The sequence below is a fragment of the Pseudomonas sp. LBUM1673 genome (assembly GCF_059695645.1).
The window spans coordinates 3,636,069-3,654,685 of record NZ_CP166780.1 but is presented as its reverse complement, the minus strand read 5'-3'; the positions used below and the strand labels follow the sequence as shown (position 1 = coordinate 3,654,685).

General features: G+C 62.6%; 15 protein-coding genes. 9 read left to right on the top strand and 6 right to left on the bottom strand.

The window, feature by feature from the left end:
• The first annotated feature begins 10 nt into the window (after positions 1-10).
• From pigE to ACA044_RS16715, 9 genes are all read left to right on the top strand, one after another.
• The gene (pigE, locus tag ACA044_RS16755; RefSeq protein WP_497442411.1) at positions 11-2,521 is read left to right on the top strand and encodes a prodigiosin MAP biosynthesis aminotransferase PigE; all 2,511 of its coding nucleotides are present in this window, start codon (positions 11-13) and stop codon (positions 2,519-2,521) included.
• Positions 2,522-2,701: 180 nt separating this feature from the next.
• Positions 2,702-3,874: a molybdopterin-synthase adenylyltransferase MoeB gene (moeB, locus tag ACA044_RS16750; RefSeq protein ID WP_497442410.1), complete on the top strand. Its 1,173-nt coding sequence runs from the start codon at positions 2,702-2,704 to the stop codon at positions 3,872-3,874.
• Between the two features lie 16 nt (positions 3,875-3,890).
• A complete protein-coding gene (locus ACA044_RS16745) occupies positions 3,891-4,298 on the top strand; it encodes a M67 family metallopeptidase (protein WP_497442409.1) in 408 nt (135 codons plus the stop codon).
• Positions 4,299-4,377: 79 nt separating this feature from the next.
• Positions 4,378-4,650 carry a MoaD family protein gene (locus ACA044_RS16740; protein WP_205888366.1) on the top strand — a complete coding sequence of 91 codons (273 nt, stop codon included), beginning with the start codon at positions 4,378-4,380 and terminating at the stop codon, positions 4,648-4,650.
• 87 nt (positions 4,651-4,737) lie between these two features.
• On the top strand, positions 4,738-6,591 hold the full coding sequence (locus ACA044_RS16735; protein ID WP_497442408.1) for a CoA transferase: 1,854 nt from the start codon (positions 4,738-4,740) through the stop codon (positions 6,589-6,591).
• Positions 6,588-8,237 carry a class I adenylate-forming enzyme family protein gene (locus tag ACA044_RS16730; protein WP_497442407.1) on the top strand — a complete coding sequence of 550 codons (1,650 nt, stop codon included), beginning with the start codon at positions 6,588-6,590 and terminating at the stop codon, positions 8,235-8,237. Before ACA044_RS16735 ends, ACA044_RS16730 begins: the two co-directional genes overlap by 4 nt.
• Complete coding sequence (locus ACA044_RS16725; protein ID WP_497442406.1) at positions 8,231-9,451, top strand: acyl-CoA dehydrogenase family protein; 1,221 nt, start codon at positions 8,231-8,233, stop codon at positions 9,449-9,451. The genes ACA044_RS16730 and ACA044_RS16725 overlap by 7 nt, the downstream gene beginning before the upstream one ends.
• Positions 9,448-10,656 carry an MFS transporter gene (locus tag ACA044_RS16720; protein WP_497442405.1) on the top strand — a complete coding sequence of 403 codons (1,209 nt, stop codon included), beginning with the start codon at positions 9,448-9,450 and terminating at the stop codon, positions 10,654-10,656. Before ACA044_RS16725 ends, ACA044_RS16720 begins: the two co-directional genes overlap by 4 nt.
• A complete protein-coding gene (locus tag ACA044_RS16715) occupies positions 10,653-11,732 on the top strand; it encodes a glucuronyl hydrolase (RefSeq protein ID WP_497442404.1) in 1,080 nt (359 codons plus the stop codon). The genes ACA044_RS16720 and ACA044_RS16715 overlap by 4 nt, the downstream gene beginning before the upstream one ends.
• Before the next feature lie 30 nt (positions 11,733-11,762).
• On the opposite strand, the gene ACA044_RS16710 is transcribed toward ACA044_RS16715, so the two are convergent.
• From ACA044_RS16710 to ACA044_RS16685, 6 genes are all read right to left on the bottom strand, one after another.
• Positions 11,763-12,755, bottom strand: coding sequence for a LacI family DNA-binding transcriptional regulator (locus tag ACA044_RS16710; protein ID WP_497442403.1), 993 nt, complete (start codon positions 12,753-12,755; stop codon positions 11,763-11,765).
• 76 nt (positions 12,756-12,831) lie between these two features.
• Entirely contained in the window at positions 12,832-14,334 is a 1,503-nt protein-coding gene (locus tag ACA044_RS16705) for a glycoside hydrolase family 32 protein (RefSeq protein WP_497442402.1), read from the bottom strand.
• Positions 14,331-15,473, bottom strand: coding sequence for an ABC transporter ATP-binding protein (locus ACA044_RS16700; RefSeq protein ID WP_497442401.1), 1,143 nt, complete (start codon positions 15,471-15,473; stop codon positions 14,331-14,333). The genes ACA044_RS16705 and ACA044_RS16700 overlap by 4 nt, the downstream gene beginning before the upstream one ends.
• Before the next feature lie 29 nt (positions 15,474-15,502).
• Positions 15,503-16,345, bottom strand: coding sequence for a carbohydrate ABC transporter permease (locus ACA044_RS16695; protein ID WP_497442400.1), 843 nt, complete (start codon positions 16,343-16,345; stop codon positions 15,503-15,505).
• Positions 16,342-17,304 carry a carbohydrate ABC transporter permease gene (locus tag ACA044_RS16690; RefSeq protein ID WP_497442399.1) on the bottom strand — a complete coding sequence of 321 codons (963 nt, stop codon included), beginning with the start codon at positions 17,302-17,304 and terminating at the stop codon, positions 16,342-16,344. The genes ACA044_RS16695 and ACA044_RS16690 overlap by 4 nt, the downstream gene beginning before the upstream one ends.
• A gap of 21 nt (positions 17,305-17,325) precedes the next feature.
• Complete coding sequence (locus ACA044_RS16685) at positions 17,326-18,600, bottom strand: ABC transporter substrate-binding protein (RefSeq protein ID WP_497447244.1); 1,275 nt, start codon at positions 18,598-18,600, stop codon at positions 17,326-17,328.
• Between the last annotated feature and the right edge of the window lie 17 nt (positions 18,601-18,617).

Genomic DNA, 18,617 nt, shown 5'->3' with positions numbered 1-18,617 from the left:
ACATACCCCCATGAAATTCGGTTTTATCGCCCACCCGACCTCCATCGCCCTGCAACGTCAGGTGAAGATCATCGACCTGTTGGACCGCACCCTCGCCGAGCAGGACCGTGGCTATCAGGCCCAACTCTGGCAGCCGCGCAACCTGGTGCCGTTCGCCGACTTCGGGCGCATCGTCAGTGCCAGCGGCGCGACCTGCGAAGGCATCCTGCATTACCTGCCGTTGACCGCCGAGCAGATGCTCAGCCAGCCGCGAACCATAGCCGGGCGCGTGCTCGAAGGTGTGCAAAGCCTGAAAGAGCAGGGCGCGCAACTGGTCGGCCTGGGCGGTTTTACCGCCATCGTCGGCAATCGCGGTTTGCAGACCCTGGACCGCAGCGGCGTGCCGGTGACCACCGGCAACTCGCTCACGGCCTACGCGGCTTATAAGAATGTGCTGGAAGCCATGGCCCGCCTCGAGGTGTCGCCCGTGGACAGCGAAGTGGCAGTGGTCGGTTACCCGGGTTCGATTGCCATGGTCATCGCCAAGCTGCTGGCCCGGGACGGTTGCCGCCTGCGCCTGGTGCACCGCGGCAGCGCCGAGCAGGGCCGCGAAAGCCTGGCGTACCTGCCGGCTTACATGCACGGTCAGGTGCGCATGACGGCGGACATCGACAGCTGTTACGACGAAGTGCGCTTCTACGTCGCCGCGACGTCCAGCGGCGGGGTGATTGATCCCTATCGGCTGGCACCGGGCTCGGTGGTAGTGGACGCCGCGTTGCCGCGTGATGTGCTGCCGTTTCAGCATGATCGCAAAGACATCCTGATCATCGACGGCGGTCTGGTATCGGCCAGTGAGGCCCTGCGATTCGGCACCGAAACCCTAGGGCTGGCACCGAAGAAATTCCTCAACGGCTGCCTGGCGGAAACCCTGGTGCTGGCCCTGGAGGGGCGTGCCGAGGCGTTTTCCATTGGCCGCGAGTTGCCCGAAGAACGTGTGCTGGAGATCGGCCGAATCGCCGAGTTGCACGGTTTTTCTCCATCACCCATGGCGTCCTATGGCGAGCGTCTGCGCGAAGAAGACTTCCAGGCCTTGCGCCGTTTCCATCGACGACCCACGGCAACCCCGACCGTCGACCAGCCGGCCGCGTTGCGCGCCGAAGTCTTGCGTTGTTTTGGCGAGCACATCAATCCGGTGCTGCGCGAGTTCTATCAGTTCAACCATATCGAGCGGGTGTTCACCCACGGCAGCGGCTGCTGGCTGACCGACCTGGACGGGGGCCGCTACCTGGATTTCGTCGCCGGTTATGGCTGCCTGAATACCGGGCACAACCACCCGCGGGTCAACCAGGCGCTGCAGGCGTACTTGCAACAGCAGCACCCGACTTTCGTCCAGTACGTCTCGGTGCCGCTGCAAACCAGCCTGTTGGCGCAGCGTCTCAGCGAGCTGGCGCCGGGCAACCTGGAGCGAGTGTTTTTCAGCAACTCCGGCACCGAGGCAATCGAGGCCGCGTTGAAACTGGCCATGGCCGCCATGCAGCGTCCACGGGTGCTGTATTGCGACAATGGTTATCACGGCAAGACGCTGGGCGCGCTGTCGGTGACCGGTCGCGACAAACATCGCGACCCGTTCAAGCCGCTGTTGTCGCGCTGCGATTCGATCCCCTTCGGCGATCTGGCGGCGCTGGAGGCGGCCTTGAGTCAGGGCGATATCGGTGCCTTTATCCTCGAACCAATCCAGGGCGAGGGCGGGGTGATACTGCCGCCCGCGGGCTACCTGAAACAGGTCCGGGAGCTGTGCAGTGCCCATGACTGCCTGTTGATTCTCGACGAGATCCAGACCGGTCTCGGGCGCACCGGAAAGCTCTTCGCCTGTGAGTGGGAGGCGGTGGTGCCGGATATCCTGGTGCTGTCCAAGTCCCTTTCCGGCGGTGCCGTGCCCATCGGCGCGACCCTCTCCAGCGCGGCGTTGTGGGACCGCGCTTACGGCAGCATCGATACCTTCGCCCTGCATACCTCGACCTTCGGCGGTGGCAATTTCGCCTCGGCCTCGGCCCTGGCAACCCTGGACGTGATCGCCGATGAAGACCTGGCCGGCAATGCCGCGCGGGTCGGCGGGCAACTCAAGGAGGCCCTGCGCGAGGCGGTCAGCGGTTACCCGTTCATCCGCGAGGTGCGAGGCATCGGGCTGATGATCGCCATCGAGTTCGAGTACAGCTTCCACGGTGGGGTCGAGGCGTTCGTGCGTGAGTTCGCCAGCCGCATTCCGGGGAATGCGGCGGGCACTTATCGCATGCTGTCGGGCAAGGCCAAGCGGCATATCGAGGAGGCTATCAGCGAGGTGGAGAAAAACTTCGAGGAGATGTTCGTGCTGCGCTTCGTCAGCAAGCTGTCGAGGGAGCATGGGGTACTGACGTTCGTCACCGCCAACAACAACCGGGTGATGCGCATCCAGCCGCCGCTGGTGCTCAGCGACGCCGAGGCGCGGCATTTTGTCGAGGCGTTCAGCGCCGTGTGCAAGGACATGTCGACCTTCCTCGCCTGACGCTATTGACGACCATGAAAGCCCTCGAAACAGGGCTTTCATCTATTCGTCATAAGTTGCCGGCGATTGTTTAAATGCATACAAAAACGTGGCTTCTGAATATGAAAATCCAGCCCCGTTGAATTGATTAATTGAAGTTGCTGCCTGAGAATCGGTTGCATTCAGTAACAGGTGTTAGTTATGAAACTTCCCGCTCTTGTAGAACCACTTGCAAGCCTAAGTAATGAAGAAATAACCCGCTACAGCCGGCACTTGTTAATTCCCGATGTCGGCCTTGAAGGCCAGCGTCGTTTGAAGAGCAGTAAAGTGTTGGTCATCGGTGCGGGCGGCCTGGGTTCACCGGCCTTGTTGTATCTGGCGGCGGCTGGCATCGGCACCCTGGGCATCATCGATTTCGATCGGGTGGACGAGTCCAATCTGCAGCGCCAGGTCATTCACCGGGTGGCCACGGTCGGTCAATTGAAGGTTGAAAGCGCCGCCGCGGCGATCAAGGATCTGAACCCCCATGTGCAGGTCAATCTCTACGATCAGCACCTGGAACCGGAAACCGCGGTGCAGTTGTTCAGCCAGTACGACCTGATCCTCGACGGCACCGACAACTTCGCCACCCGCTACCTGGTCAACGATGCGTGCGTGCTGGCCAACAAGCCCTATGTCTGGGGTTCGATCTTCCGCTTCGAGGGCCAGGCCTCGGTGTTCTGGGAAAACGCCCCCGGTGGTGTCGGCCTCAATTACCGCGACCTGTACCCGGAGCCGCCACCCCCGGAACTGGCGCCATCCTGCTCGGAGGGTGGAGTGCTGGGCATTCTCTGCGCCTCCATCGGCGCGATCATGGCCACCGAGGCCATCAAGCTCATCACCGGCATCGGCGAAAGCCTGTTGGGGCGCCTGATGGTCTACGACGCTCTGGAAATGTCCTACCGACAGATGCCGCTGCGCCGTTCACCCGGGCGTCAGCCGATCACCGCCCTCAGCGATTATCAGGCGTTCTGCGGCCTGACCGCGCCCAAGGGCGTGCAGCCTTCGGACATTCCGTCCATCAGTGCCCGGGAGCTGCAAGCCCTGCGCGAACGCGGCCAGGATGTGCTACTGATCGATGTGCGCGAGCGTACCGAGTGGGACATTGTGCGTATCCAGGGCGCCCAGCACATCCCCAAGGGTCCGAATACCGCCGCGCTGATCGAGACCCGTTTTGGCAAGCACGCCAATCTGGTCCTGCACTGCAAGTCCGGGGCGCGCTCCAGGGCTGTGTTGCTGCAATTGCAGCAATTGGGCTTTAGCAATGTGCGCAACCTCGACGGCGGCGTACTGGCCTGGGTGCGGGACGTCGAGCCGACGTTGCCGAGTTATTAACGCAGGCGGGGCGAGCATGTTGAGGATTCGTGCCGGCCTGCTGGAGGCCATGCTGGAGCAGGCGCGGCGGGATCATCCGCTGGAAACCTGCGGCATCATCGCCGCGCCCGCTGGTGTCAGGACCGCCGAACGGCTGATCGCCATGGACAACGCGGCGCGCTCACCGACCTTCTTCAGCTTTGCGCCGAAACAGCAACTGGCGGTCTGGCGTGAACTGGATGAACGGGATGAGGAGTGCCGGGTGATTTATCACTCCCATACCGCCAGCGCGGCCTATCCCAGTGCTGAAGATGTGCAGTACGCCGGTGATGCTTCGGTGCACTACGTGATTATTTCAACCCTGCCGGATATTGATGTGGCGGTGCGCAGCTTTCGAATCGTTAATCGTAAAGTGACCGAAGAAAGTATTCATGTAGTTCGCTGACACTTGATGCCGGCGCGGCATTAAACAAAAGATCAATTAATTAATAAAGAGAGCCTTATTCAGGCCCAGGGAGTTCTGCATGTCGATTTCCGTCATTGTGCCAACTTTGTTGCGCACTTTTACTCAAGACCAAAAGCGCGTCGAAGTTCAGGGAAGTACGGTTCTTGAAGTGATCGAACAGATGGAACGGGAGTATCCCGGCGTTAAGGAACGGCTGATTGGCGACGGTCAGGTGCATCGTTTCGTGAACATCTACGTCAACGATGACGACATTCGTTTTGCCGACAACCTGGCCACTCCCCTCAAGGCCGGCGATGCCATCACCATCCTGCCGGCGGTTGCGGGTGGTTGATTGCTGACTGATCGTTCCGGGCCTGCGCGACGTACCTCACCCGAGGCCGTCCGCGCAGCGTTATGCAACCACTCTGGCGTAGGTTTTATGTCTCGTCTTTTACATGGATGTAGCCTCAGCGGCTCCTTTGCCTCTTCAACTGCCGGGTTCGCATCACTGGCCGCGTCACTGCGCTACCAAGCGACGACGCTGGGCCTGAACCCGCAGACCCTGACTGATGATCCGGTACGCGAGGGTTTGGGTTTTACCCTGCGCCACCCCGATCTGAAACCACTCACCGGTCTGATTCATGGCTGGCCCGACGGCAGCTGCGCCGGTGTCACCGAGCACACCGTGCAGGCGGCCTGCGGGCTGATGTCGGTACATGGCCGGGCCAGCGGCAAGGCCCAAGGGCTGGGGGTGGATTATGTCTCGACCCTGAGTGCCAGCCTGGCCTTGCAAGGTGTGTTTGCCGCAGCGCTTGGGCAGTTGCGCGGTGGCGATTTCAGCACCGTGACCACCTCCATGGCCGCAGCCGGGGTGCTGGGCATTGCCCAGTATTTGGCGGGTGCGACCGCCGGTGCCGAAGCCGAACACCTGTTGCCGGGGGCCACGTGCGCGAAGAATCGTCCGCCCTTTGTATCGGCCGACGGCGTGCACTTCGAACTGGAAACCCTGGATGCCGATCCCTGGCGGCGCTTTTGGGCGGCGGTGGGCATCGACGGCGAACTGGCCGGGCAGGGCTGGAAGGCCTTTCTGCTGCGCTACGCCAAGGCCGTGGCGCCGATGCCGGCGGTGTTCCGTCAGGCGCTGGCGCGCTTGTCCATGGCCCGAATCAAAGCGCTATGCGACTTGAGCGGCGTTGCGCTGTGCCCGGTGCGCAGCCTCGCCGAACGCCGGGCTGACCCCGATCTGCCCGGCCAGCTGGAACAGGGGCCCTGGGCCTTCGACGCGGTGAGTGCGGGCGGCAAAGCGTTGCCTGGCCTGGATGGGCAAGTACTGCCCTTGAGCGGCCTGACGGTGATCGAGTCGTGCCGCCGGATCCAGGGCCCGTTGGCCGGGCACCTGTTGGCGCTGCTGGGTGCCAAGGTGATCCGCATCGAGTTACCCGGTGGCGACCCGCTGCGCGGCATGCCGCCTTGCGTCGATGGGGTGTCGGTGCGCTTTGACGCCCTCAATCGGCACAAACAGGTCCGTGAGCTGGACATCAAATCCGCCGCCGGCCGCGAAGAGCTGTACGAGCGAGTCAGGGACGCTGACGTGTTCCTGCACAACTGGGCGCCGGGCAAGGCCGCCGAACTGGCCCTGGATCGCGCCGACCTGATGCGGGTCAATCCGGGGCTGGTGTACGCCTATGCCGGCGGCTGGGGCCATGACCGTCCGGGCGAACCGTTACCGGGCACCGACTTCGTGGTCCAGGCCTGGTCCGGCGTCGGCGAACAGATCGGCCTGGCCTCGGCGACGCCGGGCGGCTCGCTGTTCACCGTGCTGGATGTGCTGGGCGGGGTGATAGCGGCTCAAGGGGTCAGCGCCGCCTTGCTGCATCGTGGGCTCAGCGGGCAGGCGGTACGGGTCGACAGCTCGCTGCTCGGCGCCGCCAACCTGCTGTGCGTGCAGCCACTGCAAGGGGCGAGCACCGCCGACAGCAGTTTGCTCAAGGGCGTGTATCCAACCTTGGCCGGGCTGCTGGCCATCGACTGCCAGAGCCTGGCCCAACTTCAGCAATTGGAAAATATCCTCGCCTGCGATTTGCACAGCGACCCCGAGGGGCGTGATGGGCTGATTCGCAGTGCCTTGGCGTCGCAGTCCGCCGCTACCTGGCAACAGGTGCTGGGCGACGCCGACATACCGGCCTCCGTGGCCGTAGAAGACCTGTCACAGCTGGCTCAAGACAGGCGATTGAAGACGTGTTTAAGCGTGAATGCCTATACCTCGGTCAACGCTCACTGGAGTTTTCGATGAATAACGCAGGCATTATCGATTTGGTCCCCGCCGATGTTCGCAGTGTTTGGGAACGCGATGGCACCTACCCCAACCGTTCGGTCTACCAACTGTTCCGCGAGCACGCGCAGCGTACTCCACAGAAACCGGCGGTGCTCTCACCCGAAGGCACGCTCAGCTATGGCGAGTTGCATGACGCCGCGCTGCGCATGGCCGCGAGCCTGCGTGCCGCTGGCATCGTCGCCGGCGATGTGGTGGCTTATCAACTGACCAACAGTTGGCGCAGTTGCGCCATTGACCTCGCCGCCGCGGCGCTGGGCGCGGTGGTCGCGCCGTTTCCACCGGGACGCGGCAGCCTGGACATCCAGGCCCTGGTGCGCCGTTGCGATGCGCGGGCGGTGATCGTTCCCGCGGAGTACGCCGGCATCGATCTGTGCCAGGTCATCGAGGCCCTTCGACCGAGTCTGTTGTCGCTACGGGTGCTGGTCGTTGAAGGGTGTGCCCGGGACGGCTGGCTGAGTCTGCACGACATGCTCCAGGCCGAGCCGTTGACGCAAGCGCAATTGCCCAAGGTTTGCCCCAACTCACCAGTGCGCTTGCTGGTGTCTTCCGGCACCGAATCCGAACCCAAACTGGTGGCCTATTCCCACAACGCCCTGGTGGGCGGGCGCGGGCGTTTCCTGCAGCGCATTCACCCCGAAGGCGAGAGCTTCCGCGGGTTGTATCTGGTGCCGCTGGGGTCGTCCTTCGGTTCCACTGCCACGTTTGGCAGTCTGTCCTGGCTCGGCGGTTCGATTGCGGTGCTACCGCAGTTCGACGTGGGGGCGGCGATCGAGGCCATCGAGCAGCTGCGCCCGACCCACATTCTCGGAGTACCGACCATGCTCCAGCGCATCGCCGCCGACGCCCGCCTGCAACAGGTCGACAAGTCCAGCCTGCAGGGGCTGATCTGCGGCGGTTCGCTGATTGATGAAGTGACCGTGCGCCGCTGTGTCGAAGCGTTCGGTTGCGGCTTTATCAGCCTCTATGGTTCGGCGGACGGGGTGAACTGTCACAACACCCTGGACGATGCCCAGGACGTGGTGTTCTACAGCGTCGGCCGGCCGAACCCGGCGGTGTGTGCGATCAAGATTGCCGACGAGCAGGGCAACGAATTGCCCCAGGGCAGCGTCGGCGAAATCAAGGCCCGCGGCCCGCTGAGCCCGATGCAATACGTCAACGCCCCGGAACTCGACGCGCAGTACCGCGATGCTGAAGGCTGGGTCAATACCGGTGACCTGGGCTACATCGACGCCGACGGCTACCTGATTCTGGCCGGGCGCAAGAAGGACATCATCATTCGTGGTGGTGCCAATATCAGCCCGGTGCAGATCGAAACCCTGGCCACCGGCCACCCGGACGTGGTCAGCGTCGCTTGTGTGGCGGTGCCGGACCCGGACCTCGGCCAGCGGGTGTGCATCTGCGTGACCCTACGCGACGGCGCGCCGCGCTTCTCCCTGAGCGAGCTGACCGACTACCTGCGCGAGCAGGGCCTGGAGGTCAACAAACTGCCGGAGTACCTGCGCTTCTACCGACAGCTGCCGCTGACCCCGGCAGGCAAGATCGACAAGAAATCCCTGGCCGCCGAGGTGGCGTTTCTCGAGTGCGGGGCGGGTATCGCATGTTGAGTGCACAGCCAGTGACCGCCACCCGGGACAGCGCGGAGCTGGCCCGAGCGGTGCGACGTTTTGTCGACGAGCGCATCATCCCGCTGGAGGCCGAACTGGCGGCGGAGCCCCGACAAGCCGCCCGGCGTATGGCCGAACTCAGCGCCGAGGCGCGGGCCGCCGGGCTCTGGGGCAGTTTTTATCCTCAGGCCCTCGGCGGGCGTATCGCCAGCCTGCGCGACTACCTGGCGGTGGCCGAGCAGGAGGGGCGTTCCGAGTACGCCCCGGCCATCTTCGGTGACGATGCCACCCTGGATCTGTACATGCTCACCCGGCATGCCAGCGCGGACATTCGCCAGCGCTTTCTCGCACCTTTGGCAGCGGGAACGCTGGTCTCCAGTTACGGGATGTCCGAGCCCGACAGCATCGGCTCGATCCCGGCGACACTGAGCAGCCACGCCGAGTTCGTCGACGGCCAGTGGGTGCTGAACGGGCGCAAGTGGTTCATCTGCCGCGCTGAGCGTGCGAGTTTGGTCACGGTGATTGCCCGCACCGGCTCCGGCCCTCTGGAAAACGCCCTGTCGATGTTGCTGGTGCCCAGTGATACGCCGGGCTTTCGGGTCGAGCGGCCGTTGTCGATCCTCGGCCGGTTCTCCGGTCAGGGCGAGCTGTCCTTCGAGCAGGTGCGGGTCCCGCCCAACCATGTGTTGGGGCAACCGGGGCAGGGGTTGGCGCTGATGCAGGAACGCTTGGGGCTGGGGCGGATATTGCGCTCGGTGCACTGGCTGGGCCTGGCCCAGCGCTGTTTCGATATGATGTGCGCGCGTATCCACTCGGCCCGTGGCCAGCAGGCGCGGCTGGCGGATAAACAGCTGGTGCGCCAGCGGGTATTCAAGGTCTATCAGGTCATTGCCGGTGCCCGCGCGCTGCTGCAGGACGCTGCCGGTAAACACGATGCCGGAGTGCCCAACAGCATCGAGGTCAACATCGCCAAGGTCGCCGCGTCTCAAGCGTTGAGCGAGGCGGTGGATTCGGCGATTCAGATCATGGGCGCCGAGGGACTGAGCGAGCTGTCACCACTGTCGGGCATTTACCGCACCGCCCGCACCACCCACATTCTCGACGGCACCGACGATGCCTTGATCAGCGCCGTGGGGCGGCAACTGCTGGACAGTTGCGGCGACGCCGGGCTGGATTTCGACTGGCCGTCGCGGGTACACGGAGCGGGCCGATGACTGAACATAAAGCGCCACGGGGCTGGTGGTTGCGGGTGGTACTGACCGCGGCCATGGCTTTGCCGATGCTGATCTTCTACGCCGTCGGCACCCTCGGCCCGTTAATCGTCGCTGACCTTCGCGTGCCGACCCATTGGCTGGGCTGGCTGATCACGAGTGCCTTCGGTTTTGCCGCGTTGTTGTCGTTGTGGGCCGGGCCGCTGGTCAACTGGCTGGGCACCCGGCGGGCCATGGCGATGCTGTTCTGGAGCACGGTGGGCGCCTATGGATTGCTGGCCAGCCTGCCGGGATTCGTCGGCGTGGTGTTGGCTCTGGCAGCGTGCGGGATTGCCCAGGCGCTGGCCAACCCGGTGACCAATCTGTTGATCGCCGAGCGCGTCGAACCCCGGCACAAGGCGGCGGTGGTCGGCTTGAAACAATCCGGGGTGCAGGTCTCCGCGCTGTTTGCAGGCTTGTTGCTGCCGACCCTGGCGGTGACATTCGGCTGGCGTATGGCCTTGGCGAGTTTGCTGGTGCCGGCCTTGTTGCTGGCGTTTCTGGGGCCGCGAGTGGCCCCCCGGGCGCATCAGGGTAAACCGCTGAGCTTTGCCGTTGCCCGACCCAACGGCCGGTTGGCGCTGTTGATGAGCGTGCAGCTGTGCGTGGGCATCGTGCTCTCGTCATTCGTGACCTTTCTCGGGGTGTTCGCCGCGGGGCAGGGGATGCCAGCGACGTTGATTGGCGGGCTGATCGCCGGCTTCGGCGTCATGGGCATTGTTGCGCGGGTTTTCCTTACGCCTTTGGGCGCGCGCATGGCCGATGAGTCCTGGTTGCTGCTGGTGTTGTTGCTGCTGTCGAGCCTGGCCTTGTGGCTGACCTCCCTGGCCACACCGGGCAGTCATTGGCCGTTGTGGGCCGGGGCCCTGGGCATGGGGCTGACCGCAGTCGCGACCAATGCCATTGCCATGAGCATGGTCCTGCGCGACCCGGGCTTCGGCAGCCCGGCACCGGCCGCGGGTTTACTGTCGGTGGGTTTCTTTGGTGGTTTTGCTCTGGGCCCACCGTTATTCGGGCTGGTGCAGAACGGGCCATGGGGGTTTGCCTATGCCTGGCTGGCACTGATCGGGGTGTTGCTGGTGGGCTGCCTGCTGAGCGTGTTGTTGTCGCGGGTTCGGCAACGCCACAGAGGCAGCGCAGTCGAGTCGTTCTTGAGGGTGGTCAAATGAGTGACGTCGACGTCCTGGATCATCCCCTTGAGATCGCTGAAAGCCAGCGCGCCATCAACGCCATCTTCACGCGACTGGAGCAGATCGACGCCGCTTGTGGCCAGGCCTTTCCCCTGTATTGCACGCAGGACAGCGGGACATGGAAGGTCTCTGCCAGCGGCTCCTGGCTGGGCGGGTTCTGGGCCGGGTTATGGTGGCTGCGAGCCCATTGCAGTCGGCGCCAGGCAGATCTGCAACAGGCGCAGCGCATCGCCGAGCGGTTGCGGGACAAACTCGACAGCGATACTCATCATCGCAGCCTGATTTTCTGGTACGGCGCTGGGTTGGGCGCACGCCTGTTGGCCGATCCCCAGGCCGAGGAACTGGCGGAGCAGGCGGTGCAGCGCCTGACCCGGGCTTTTGATCCGGTGCTGGGCTGCATCCCCCTCGGCCGCGAGATGGGCGGCGGTGAGCACGGTGACAGCTGTTTGAGTATCGATCCGCTGGCCGCGACCCTGCAGCTGTTTGCCCTGAATGCCGAACCCCGACGGCTGGGATTGGGCCGGCAACAGTTGCAAACCTCCTTCCGTGCCTGCGCCGGCGCGGGCGGTACCTGGAGCAGTCACGCACGTTTTGATCAGGGGCAATGGCAGGCTGGCGATGACCCGGGCAATTGGTCTCGGGGACAGGCCTGGGCCATGCTCGGTCTGGGAACGGGCGCCCGCTTGTACGGTGCGCCTTTCAGCAGTGACGCCGAAAGGACAAGCCAGTATTGGTTGGGCAGTCGGGGCTTGTCCGTCCCGGTCAATCGCCTTGATCAGCCCCAGGGACTGAGCGACCCGTGCGCCGCGGCAATGACGGCATTGGCCTTGCTGGGGCAGGCGGCGGGTGCCGTCGAGGCTGAGGTGCTGTGGCAACAGGCGGGCCAGTTACTGGCGACGATCGTGCGCAGCGCCGACTTCGAGGATGGACGCTTTATCGGCCATTGCTATCGCACCACGGCGGTGGAGCAGAAGGTCGAATCGGCCTGCGGCAGCTTCTTTCTATTGGCGGCGCTGCTGGCCTGGACCGGGGAGATCGATCCGCGCTGGATCTGAGAACAGGGCGTGCGCGTTGTCGTCAATCCCTCATAGCGACGCCCTGACCACCAATGGACAATCAACGGGCTGGGCTCCCGATACCTCGAGGGCTTCGATCAGGTGCCGGGCAGCCTGGCGACCGATCTCGTAGTACGGCAGTTGCACCGTGGTCAGCGGCGGGACGAACAGTTCGGCGATGCCGATCATGTTGTCATAGCCAAGCACCGCAACATCGTCGGGAATTTTCAGGCCACGGCCCAGCAACAGCTGATAGGCACAAAAAGCGATGCGGTCGTTGCCACAGATCAAAATGTCGAATTGGGGACGGCCCTCGATGATGTGCCGGTCGAGGATGGCTGCGGTTTCACCATAGGCGTCATGATCGGACAGGTCATATTGCAAGAGAGCGTCAGGCGCCAGGCCGAATGCCTGACAGGCACGTTGCAGGCCTTGCTGTCGCAGCCCCCAGGCCAGACTCTGTTTTGGCAGATTGATACACAGAGGGCGCCGATAGCCTTGGCTCAACGCGTGATGCACGGCTCGATACTGCCCCAGTTCGTCGTCTGGCACATAACTGACCAGGTGACTGTCATCCGCCAGGCAGTTGGCGAGCACCAGGGGCTTGCTCTTCAAACGCTCGGAAATGCACACCTGGCGCAACCCCATGGCGCTGAAGATCAACCCGTCGGGACGGTGCGACAACATCAGGTCGATGTTCTGGTCGGTAGGCGGGTTGCTCAACAGGTTGAGGATAAAGACATTCCACCCGGCTTGCTGTGCGGTCTGTTCGATGGACAGCAGCAGCTCAACGGCGAACGGCGTGGTCGCGGTGTCCAGAGCGAACACACCGATGGTGCGCGACTGGAGGTTGTCGCCGCGCATCCGGCGCGCCGACAGGCTTGGTACGAATTGCAGTTCGTCAATGGCGCGACGCACCCGCTGAAGGGTTTCGGGGCTCAGTTTTTCCGGATTGTTGAGCGCGCGCGAAACCGTCATCAGGGACACGCCGGCCAGCTGTGCAACGTCTTTCACTGAAGTCATGCGAGGTGAGGCCGGTCAGGTTGACGTAGAATCATGACACATGCCCCGGGTTTCTCGCGACTCGAATGCGCGCAGCTCACAGCCATCCCGAGGCGAGAGGCCAGGCCCTGGGAATGGAGACACGCCCGCCACTCCCGCACGCAAGAAGCTTCACCCCCAGGCTGTCTGGCCGGGGATAGAGGCGACTGCTGAGGCTGAAGTGCCCGTATTCGTCGAACACCTCGATGGACGAGCGATCGAGAAACACACGCAGTTCCAGTCGCTCCAGTGTCGGGTCTATCGGCACGCTGCGCTGACCGGTGACTTGCGCACCCGAGCGGCTGCGATCAAGCACCAGACGCTGCAGCGACGCATCGTAGTAAAGCAGGGTTTCTTCTTGGTCATCGTCGCTGCAGCGCAAGGCGATTCCCAGATGCCCGTCGACGTAGTCGAGCAAGTCCAGATGCACATGGATTTCGAGCATATCGCCCTTCACTTGCGGCACCCGCCAGGCACCCGACTCATCCCACCAGGGTGTGCTCGGCAATGGCGCCTTGCGTAGTGCGGTGAGTTCCCGTGCCGGATACACGCAAAGGCGATCTTCGTGCAGTTCAAGTTCACGTGGCAATCCGAGCATGCCGCACCAGTGATGGGCCTGGCTCGGCATCGGGCTTTCCCACATGTCGAGCCACGCCCAGACAAGGCGCCGACCATCGGCGGCCAGTAGTGTTTGCGCGGCATAGAAATCGTGGCCGTTATCCAGTTCGATAAAAGGCCCGCCCGTGAAATGCCATTCACTGTCGAGTAGGCCTACTCGATAACCGGTCTGGTACTTGTTGAGCCGTTCGTAACCCTGGGGTTGCATACCCTGAGGGGAGTACAGCAGCACATCGCGTCCGTTCAGTCGGAACAGATCCGGGCACTCCCACATATAGCCATCGCCCTCGCTGCCGCTGGACACATAGTCGAGGAACGCCCAGGTGTGCAGATCCGTGGAACGGTACAGCGGCAGTAATGGCACATCACCCAGACGTGCGCCGGCAATCAGGTACCAGCAGTCATCCTCCTTCCATACCTTGGGGTCACGGAAGTGCATGATCGTGTCTTGCGGCGCGCTCGCGATGACGGCGCCATGCTTGACGAACCGGATGCCGTCGGTACTGGTGGCCAGGCACTGGACTTGACGGATCGAGCGCTCGTCACCCACGTCCCCCAGCCAGGTGTGCCCGGTGTAGATCAGTGCCAGGGTATCTCCACACACCACCGCGCTACCGGAGAAACAGCCGTCACGGTCGAAGTCATCGCCGGGCGCCAGCGCAATGGGCAGGTGCTGCCAATGGACCAGATCGGCGCTCTTGGCATGCCCCCAATACATCGGTCCCCATTTCGCTTCGAAGGGGTGGTGTTGATAGAAAACGTGATATTCGCCACGAAAGTACACCACCCCGTTAGGGTCGTTCATCCAGCCCGCTGGGGGGGCAAGGTGATAACCGGGTCGATAATCATGGATGACACGAGACAGGCCATCACTCAGCGCATGCTGCGCGAGGTCAAGGGAGGAGAACATTGGATCGCTCATGGAATTGAAAGGCAAGGTCATACGGCGCGTACTCGGGCCGGGCGCAGAGAGGCGTCATCTGGCAGGGTTTCAATGGCGTGCGAGTGGCGCCTCAAGGCTGTGCCATCGGCGTCGAACAGGTGCAGGTTGTCGATGTCCAGCTGCAGCTCGACCCGATCGCCTGCCTGCCATCCGGCGTTGACTTCACAACGACAAATCAGTGGCTCCTCCTGGCCAGTTTCAAGGTGCACATAGGTTTCGCTGCCCAGGTACTCAACCCCGGTCACGACGATGCCGGCTCCCTCTGCCACCTTGAGCGACACGTGCTCCGGGCGAATCCCCAGGCTCAGCAGCGTGCCCGCCGCCAGGTTCGAGCTGTCGAAGGGCAGGGACGTCATACCCAATACGAGGCTATCGACCAGGCTGGTTTCGCCTGGCGTCTGCAGGCGCGCCAGCAGAAAGTTCATTCTGGGCGAACCCAGAAAACCGGCGACAAAGCGGCTGGCGGGGCGCTCATAGAGTTCGCGCGGTGAGCCAATCTGCTCAACGCGACCGCCATTGAGCACGACAATTTTGTCGGCCAGGGTCATCGCTTCCACTTGATCGTGGGTGACGTAGATCATGGTCGTGCCCAGTCGGGCATGCAGCCGGGCGATTTCGTTGCGCATCTGCACCCGCAAGGATGCATCCAGGTTGGAGAGCGGCTCATCGAACAACAAAATGTCCGGTTCCCGCGCCATGGCTCTGCCCATGGCCACACGCTGACGCTGCCCGCCGGACAGTTCCTTTGGCTTGCGTTGCAGCAGTTTGTCCAATTGCAGGATTTGCGCGGTTTTCAGCACGCGCTCGCGCAGGCTGCTCTTTTCGGTCTTGGCCAGTTTGAGACCAAAGCTGATGTTGTCGTAGACGCTCATGTGCGGGTACAGCGCATAAGACTGAAACACCATGCCGACGCCACGTTCGCGCGGTTCCAGGTCGTTGACCCGACGCCCGTCGATCAGCAGGTCGCCGGCGCAGATCGAATCCAGTCCGGCGATCAGTCGCAGCAGGGTCGATTTTCCGCAGCCCGAAGGGCCAACGAACACCACGAACTCACCCGCCGCGATCTCCAGGCTGACGTCGCGCAGAATCCGCGCGCCGCCCAATTGTTTGTTCACGTTATCTAGCTTCAACTTGATCACGATGCTCTGTTCCTTGTAGTTGTCGGGCATCAACCCTTTAACGCGCCGGCAGTGAGGCCGGAAACGATTCGGCGCTGGAAGATCAGCACCAGAATCACCAGTGGGACGGTGACCAGCACCGAGGCGGCCATCAACAACCCCCAGGGCAGCTCATGGGGGCTGCCGCCGGAAATCAGGGCGATGGCTACCGGCACCGTGCGTTGCGTGTCGGTGAGGGTGAAGGTCAGGGCAAACAGGAACTCGTTCCACGCCGCGATGAAGGCCAATAGGCCAGTGGTGACCAGTGCGGGCCAGAGCAGCGGCAACAGCACTCGGGTCAGCGTGACCCAGGGTGAAGCGCCATCCATGATTGCTGCTTCTTCCAGTTCATGGGGCAGTTGCCCCATGAACGTGGTCAGCACCCAGACGGTGAAGGGCAGGGTGAAAATCGTGTAGCTCAGGATCAACGCCCAGGATGTGTTGTACAGGCCCAGGGCGCGGATCACTTCGAACAGCCCCGACAGCACCGCAACTTGAGGAAACATCGACACGCCAAGGACCATCATCAAGACCGTGCCACGCCCACGGAACTTCACCCGGCCCAAGGCATAGGCGGCGGTCAGGCTGAGGAACAGCGCCAGCGTCACCACGCACAGCGCAACCACCAGCGAATTACCGATAGCTCGCAGGAATGAGGATTGGTGGAGTACCGCCGCGTAATTGGAGAAGTCGGGGTTTTCGATCCAGTAGCTCACCTCGAACAACGTGCTGGACGGCTTCAGCGAAGTCACGATGGCGTAGTAGAAAGGGAAGACCGCATACAGCAGCAACACCCCGATCAGACACCAGAAACCGAAGCGCAACAGGGCTTTTTTCAGTAGGCGCTGGCTCATGACCGGACCTCCAGTTGACGGCGTCCGAGGTAGAGATAAAGCATGGCGATCACCGCAACGACCAGAAACAGCAAGGTCGAGGCCGCGCTGCCGTAGCCAACGTCCTGGAACTCCACCAGGTGCTGGCGGGCATAGACCGACATACTCATGGTGCTCGACGAATTCGAGGTCAGCACATAGATAACGTCGAATACCCGCAGGGAGTCGAGGATGCGGAAGATCGCCGCCACCAGCAGTGCGGGCATCAGCAGAGGAAGCGTGACACGCCAGAACACCCTCAGCGGGTGAATGCCATCGACTCTGGCGGCTTCGTAGCAATCGCTCGGCAACATCTGCAAGGCCGCCAGCATCAGCAGCGTGACAAAAGGGACAGTTTTCCAGACGTCGACGATAATCACCGCCCACATCGACAGGTCCGCATCTGCCGTCCAGGCCAGGGGTGCATCAATCAGACCGAGGCTCAGCATCAGGTGATTGATGATGCCGAACTGGTCGTTAAGCATCCATGACCAGATCTTCGCCGAGACAATGGTAGGGATCGCCCACGGAATCAGAATCAACGCCCGCACCAGAGAACGACCGGTGAACCTGACGTTCAATAACAATGCCACCAACAGTCCCAGAACGATTTCCAGCCCCACCGATACCACGGTGAAATGCAAGGTGTTGCGCACCGCGTTCCACCATTGTGGATCGACCAGGATGCCCGACCAGGTGGTGCCGTCATGGAACAGATAATTGCTCAAGCCTACGAAGGACCCACCGCTGGTGTCCGCCAGGTTGGCGTCGGTCAGGCTGAACCAGAATGTCCGCAGCAGCGGCCAGGCGGCTACCAGGGCCAGACACAGCAACATCGGTGTCAGAAACAGCCAGGCGGCGCGTACGCGGCGACGCTGTACAGGCGTTTCCCGGGCGAGCAGGAGCTCGTCACAGGGGGCATGGGTAGAAGAGACAGACATGGTGATTTCCTTCCTTGTGGCTTACCAGTTCCGGCGTTTGATGCGCGTGAGTTCGCTTTCCAGTTCGGCCAGCGCCTGATCGACGGGCAACTCGCCCGCCAGCACGCCATGCACTCGATCGAAGAACGCATTGGAGACCCGAGGATAGCGATCGGCAGTTATTGAGGCGGGGCGCATGACCCCATCGTTGAGAATGTTGTGGAGCTGAGCGTAATAAGGCATTGCCGCAAGCAATTCGGGATCTTGATAGAGCGACTCGATAACCGGGTTATAGGCGCCTATCAGGGAACGACGTTTTTGCTCTTGGGCACTGGTCAGGTAGCTCACCAGCTCGGCGGCAAGTTTTGGGTGGGCGCTGTAACGCGATACCGCCAGGCCCCACCCGCCGAGGGTCGATGCATGGCTGCCGGCCTCGCCGCCACGGGGCAGGGGAGCGACTCCGACCTTGTCTTTTACGGCGCTGTCCTGACTTTGTACCAGGGCCCAGACATAAGGCCAGTTACGCATGAACAGCGCATTTCCCGACTGGAATACGCCACGTCCTTCCTCCTCTGTGTAATTGAGTACGCCCCGCGGGGAAATGTCTCCCACCCAGCTTTTCGCCAGGGTCAAAGCCGTTCTTGAAGCCTGACTGTTGACCACGATGTCACCTTGTGGATTGACCAGTCCGCCTTCCGGTTGGCTGCTGATCCACTCCAGCGCATTGCACGTCAGGCCCTCGTAGGCGCGCCCCTGAAAGATGTAACCCCAGGCATTGGGGTTCCCGGCAGTGCGCTCGGCCTGTTGAATATTCCTGGCGGTAGCGGTCATTTCCTCCCAGGTCTGCGGAACCTGCTGGTTGTACTTCTCGAGTAAGTCCTTGCGGTAATACAGCAGACCCGAGTCGGTGAACCACGGCATCGTCACCATCCGTCCGTTCACCGTGGCGTTATCCACCTGTGCCTGGAAGTAGCCTTGGGTCGCGTTGGCTGGAAGCAACTCGCGCAGATCCATCAGGTGTTTGGCCAGCATCCCCGGCCACACCATATCGATCTGAATGATGTCGATGTCGCTGGACTGCGCGCTGAGGATCTGTTGGTAGAACGACAACCTCTCGGTCGCCGAGTTAGGCGTGGAAACCACCTCGACGTTGTTGCCGGTCTGTTTCGACCACGCCTCGACAGCCTCCTTGCAGAGCTGTAGCTCCGCACCTACCGCACCGCATGAGATCGTCAAATCGGCTGCGCTCGAGAGGGATGGAAGCCCGGCACAAAGGGTGAGCAGTGCTGCTGGAAGGAGAGATTTCAGTTGTTTCATAAAGCCCTCTTTATTTT

Excerpts from the sequence above, each read along its gene's own strand:
- moeB (WP_497442410.1), top strand. The coding sequence starts at position 2,702 with ATGAAACTTCCCGCTCTTGTAGAACCACTTGCAAGCCTAAGTAATGAA.
- ACA044_RS16730 (WP_497442407.1), top strand. The coding sequence starts at position 6,588 with ATGAATAACGCAGGCATTATCGATTTGGTCCCCGCCGATGTTCGCAGT.
- ACA044_RS16705 (WP_497442402.1), bottom strand. The coding sequence starts at position 14,334 with ATGACCTTGCCTTTCAATTCCATGAGCGATCCAATGTTCTCCTCCCTT.
- ACA044_RS16720 (WP_497442405.1), top strand. The coding sequence starts at position 9,448 with ATGACTGAACATAAAGCGCCACGGGGCTGGTGGTTGCGGGTGGTACTG.
- ACA044_RS16715 (WP_497442404.1), top strand. The coding sequence starts at position 10,653 with ATGAGTGACGTCGACGTCCTGGATCATCCCCTTGAGATCGCTGAAAGC.
- ACA044_RS16740 (WP_205888366.1), top strand. The coding sequence starts at position 4,378 with ATGTCGATTTCCGTCATTGTGCCAACTTTGTTGCGCACTTTTACTCAA.
- ACA044_RS16725 (WP_497442406.1), top strand. The coding sequence starts at position 8,231 with ATGTTGAGTGCACAGCCAGTGACCGCCACCCGGGACAGCGCGGAGCTG.
- ACA044_RS16710 (WP_497442403.1), bottom strand. The coding sequence starts at position 12,755 with ATGACTTCAGTGAAAGACGTTGCACAGCTGGCCGGCGTGTCCCTGATG.
- ACA044_RS16695 (WP_497442400.1), bottom strand. The coding sequence starts at position 16,345 with ATGAGCCAGCGCCTACTGAAAAAAGCCCTGTTGCGCTTCGGTTTCTGG.
- ACA044_RS16735 (WP_497442408.1), top strand. The coding sequence starts at position 4,738 with ATGTCTCGTCTTTTACATGGATGTAGCCTCAGCGGCTCCTTTGCCTCT.
- ACA044_RS16690 (WP_497442399.1), bottom strand. The coding sequence starts at position 17,304 with ATGTCTGTCTCTTCTACCCATGCCCCCTGTGACGAGCTCCTGCTCGCC.
- ACA044_RS16685 (WP_497447244.1), bottom strand. The coding sequence starts at position 18,600 with ATGAAACAACTGAAATCTCTCCTTCCAGCAGCACTGCTCACCCTTTGT.
- ACA044_RS16745 (WP_497442409.1), top strand. The coding sequence starts at position 3,891 with ATGTTGAGGATTCGTGCCGGCCTGCTGGAGGCCATGCTGGAGCAGGCG.
- pigE (WP_497442411.1), top strand. The coding sequence starts at position 11 with ATGAAATTCGGTTTTATCGCCCACCCGACCTCCATCGCCCTGCAACGT.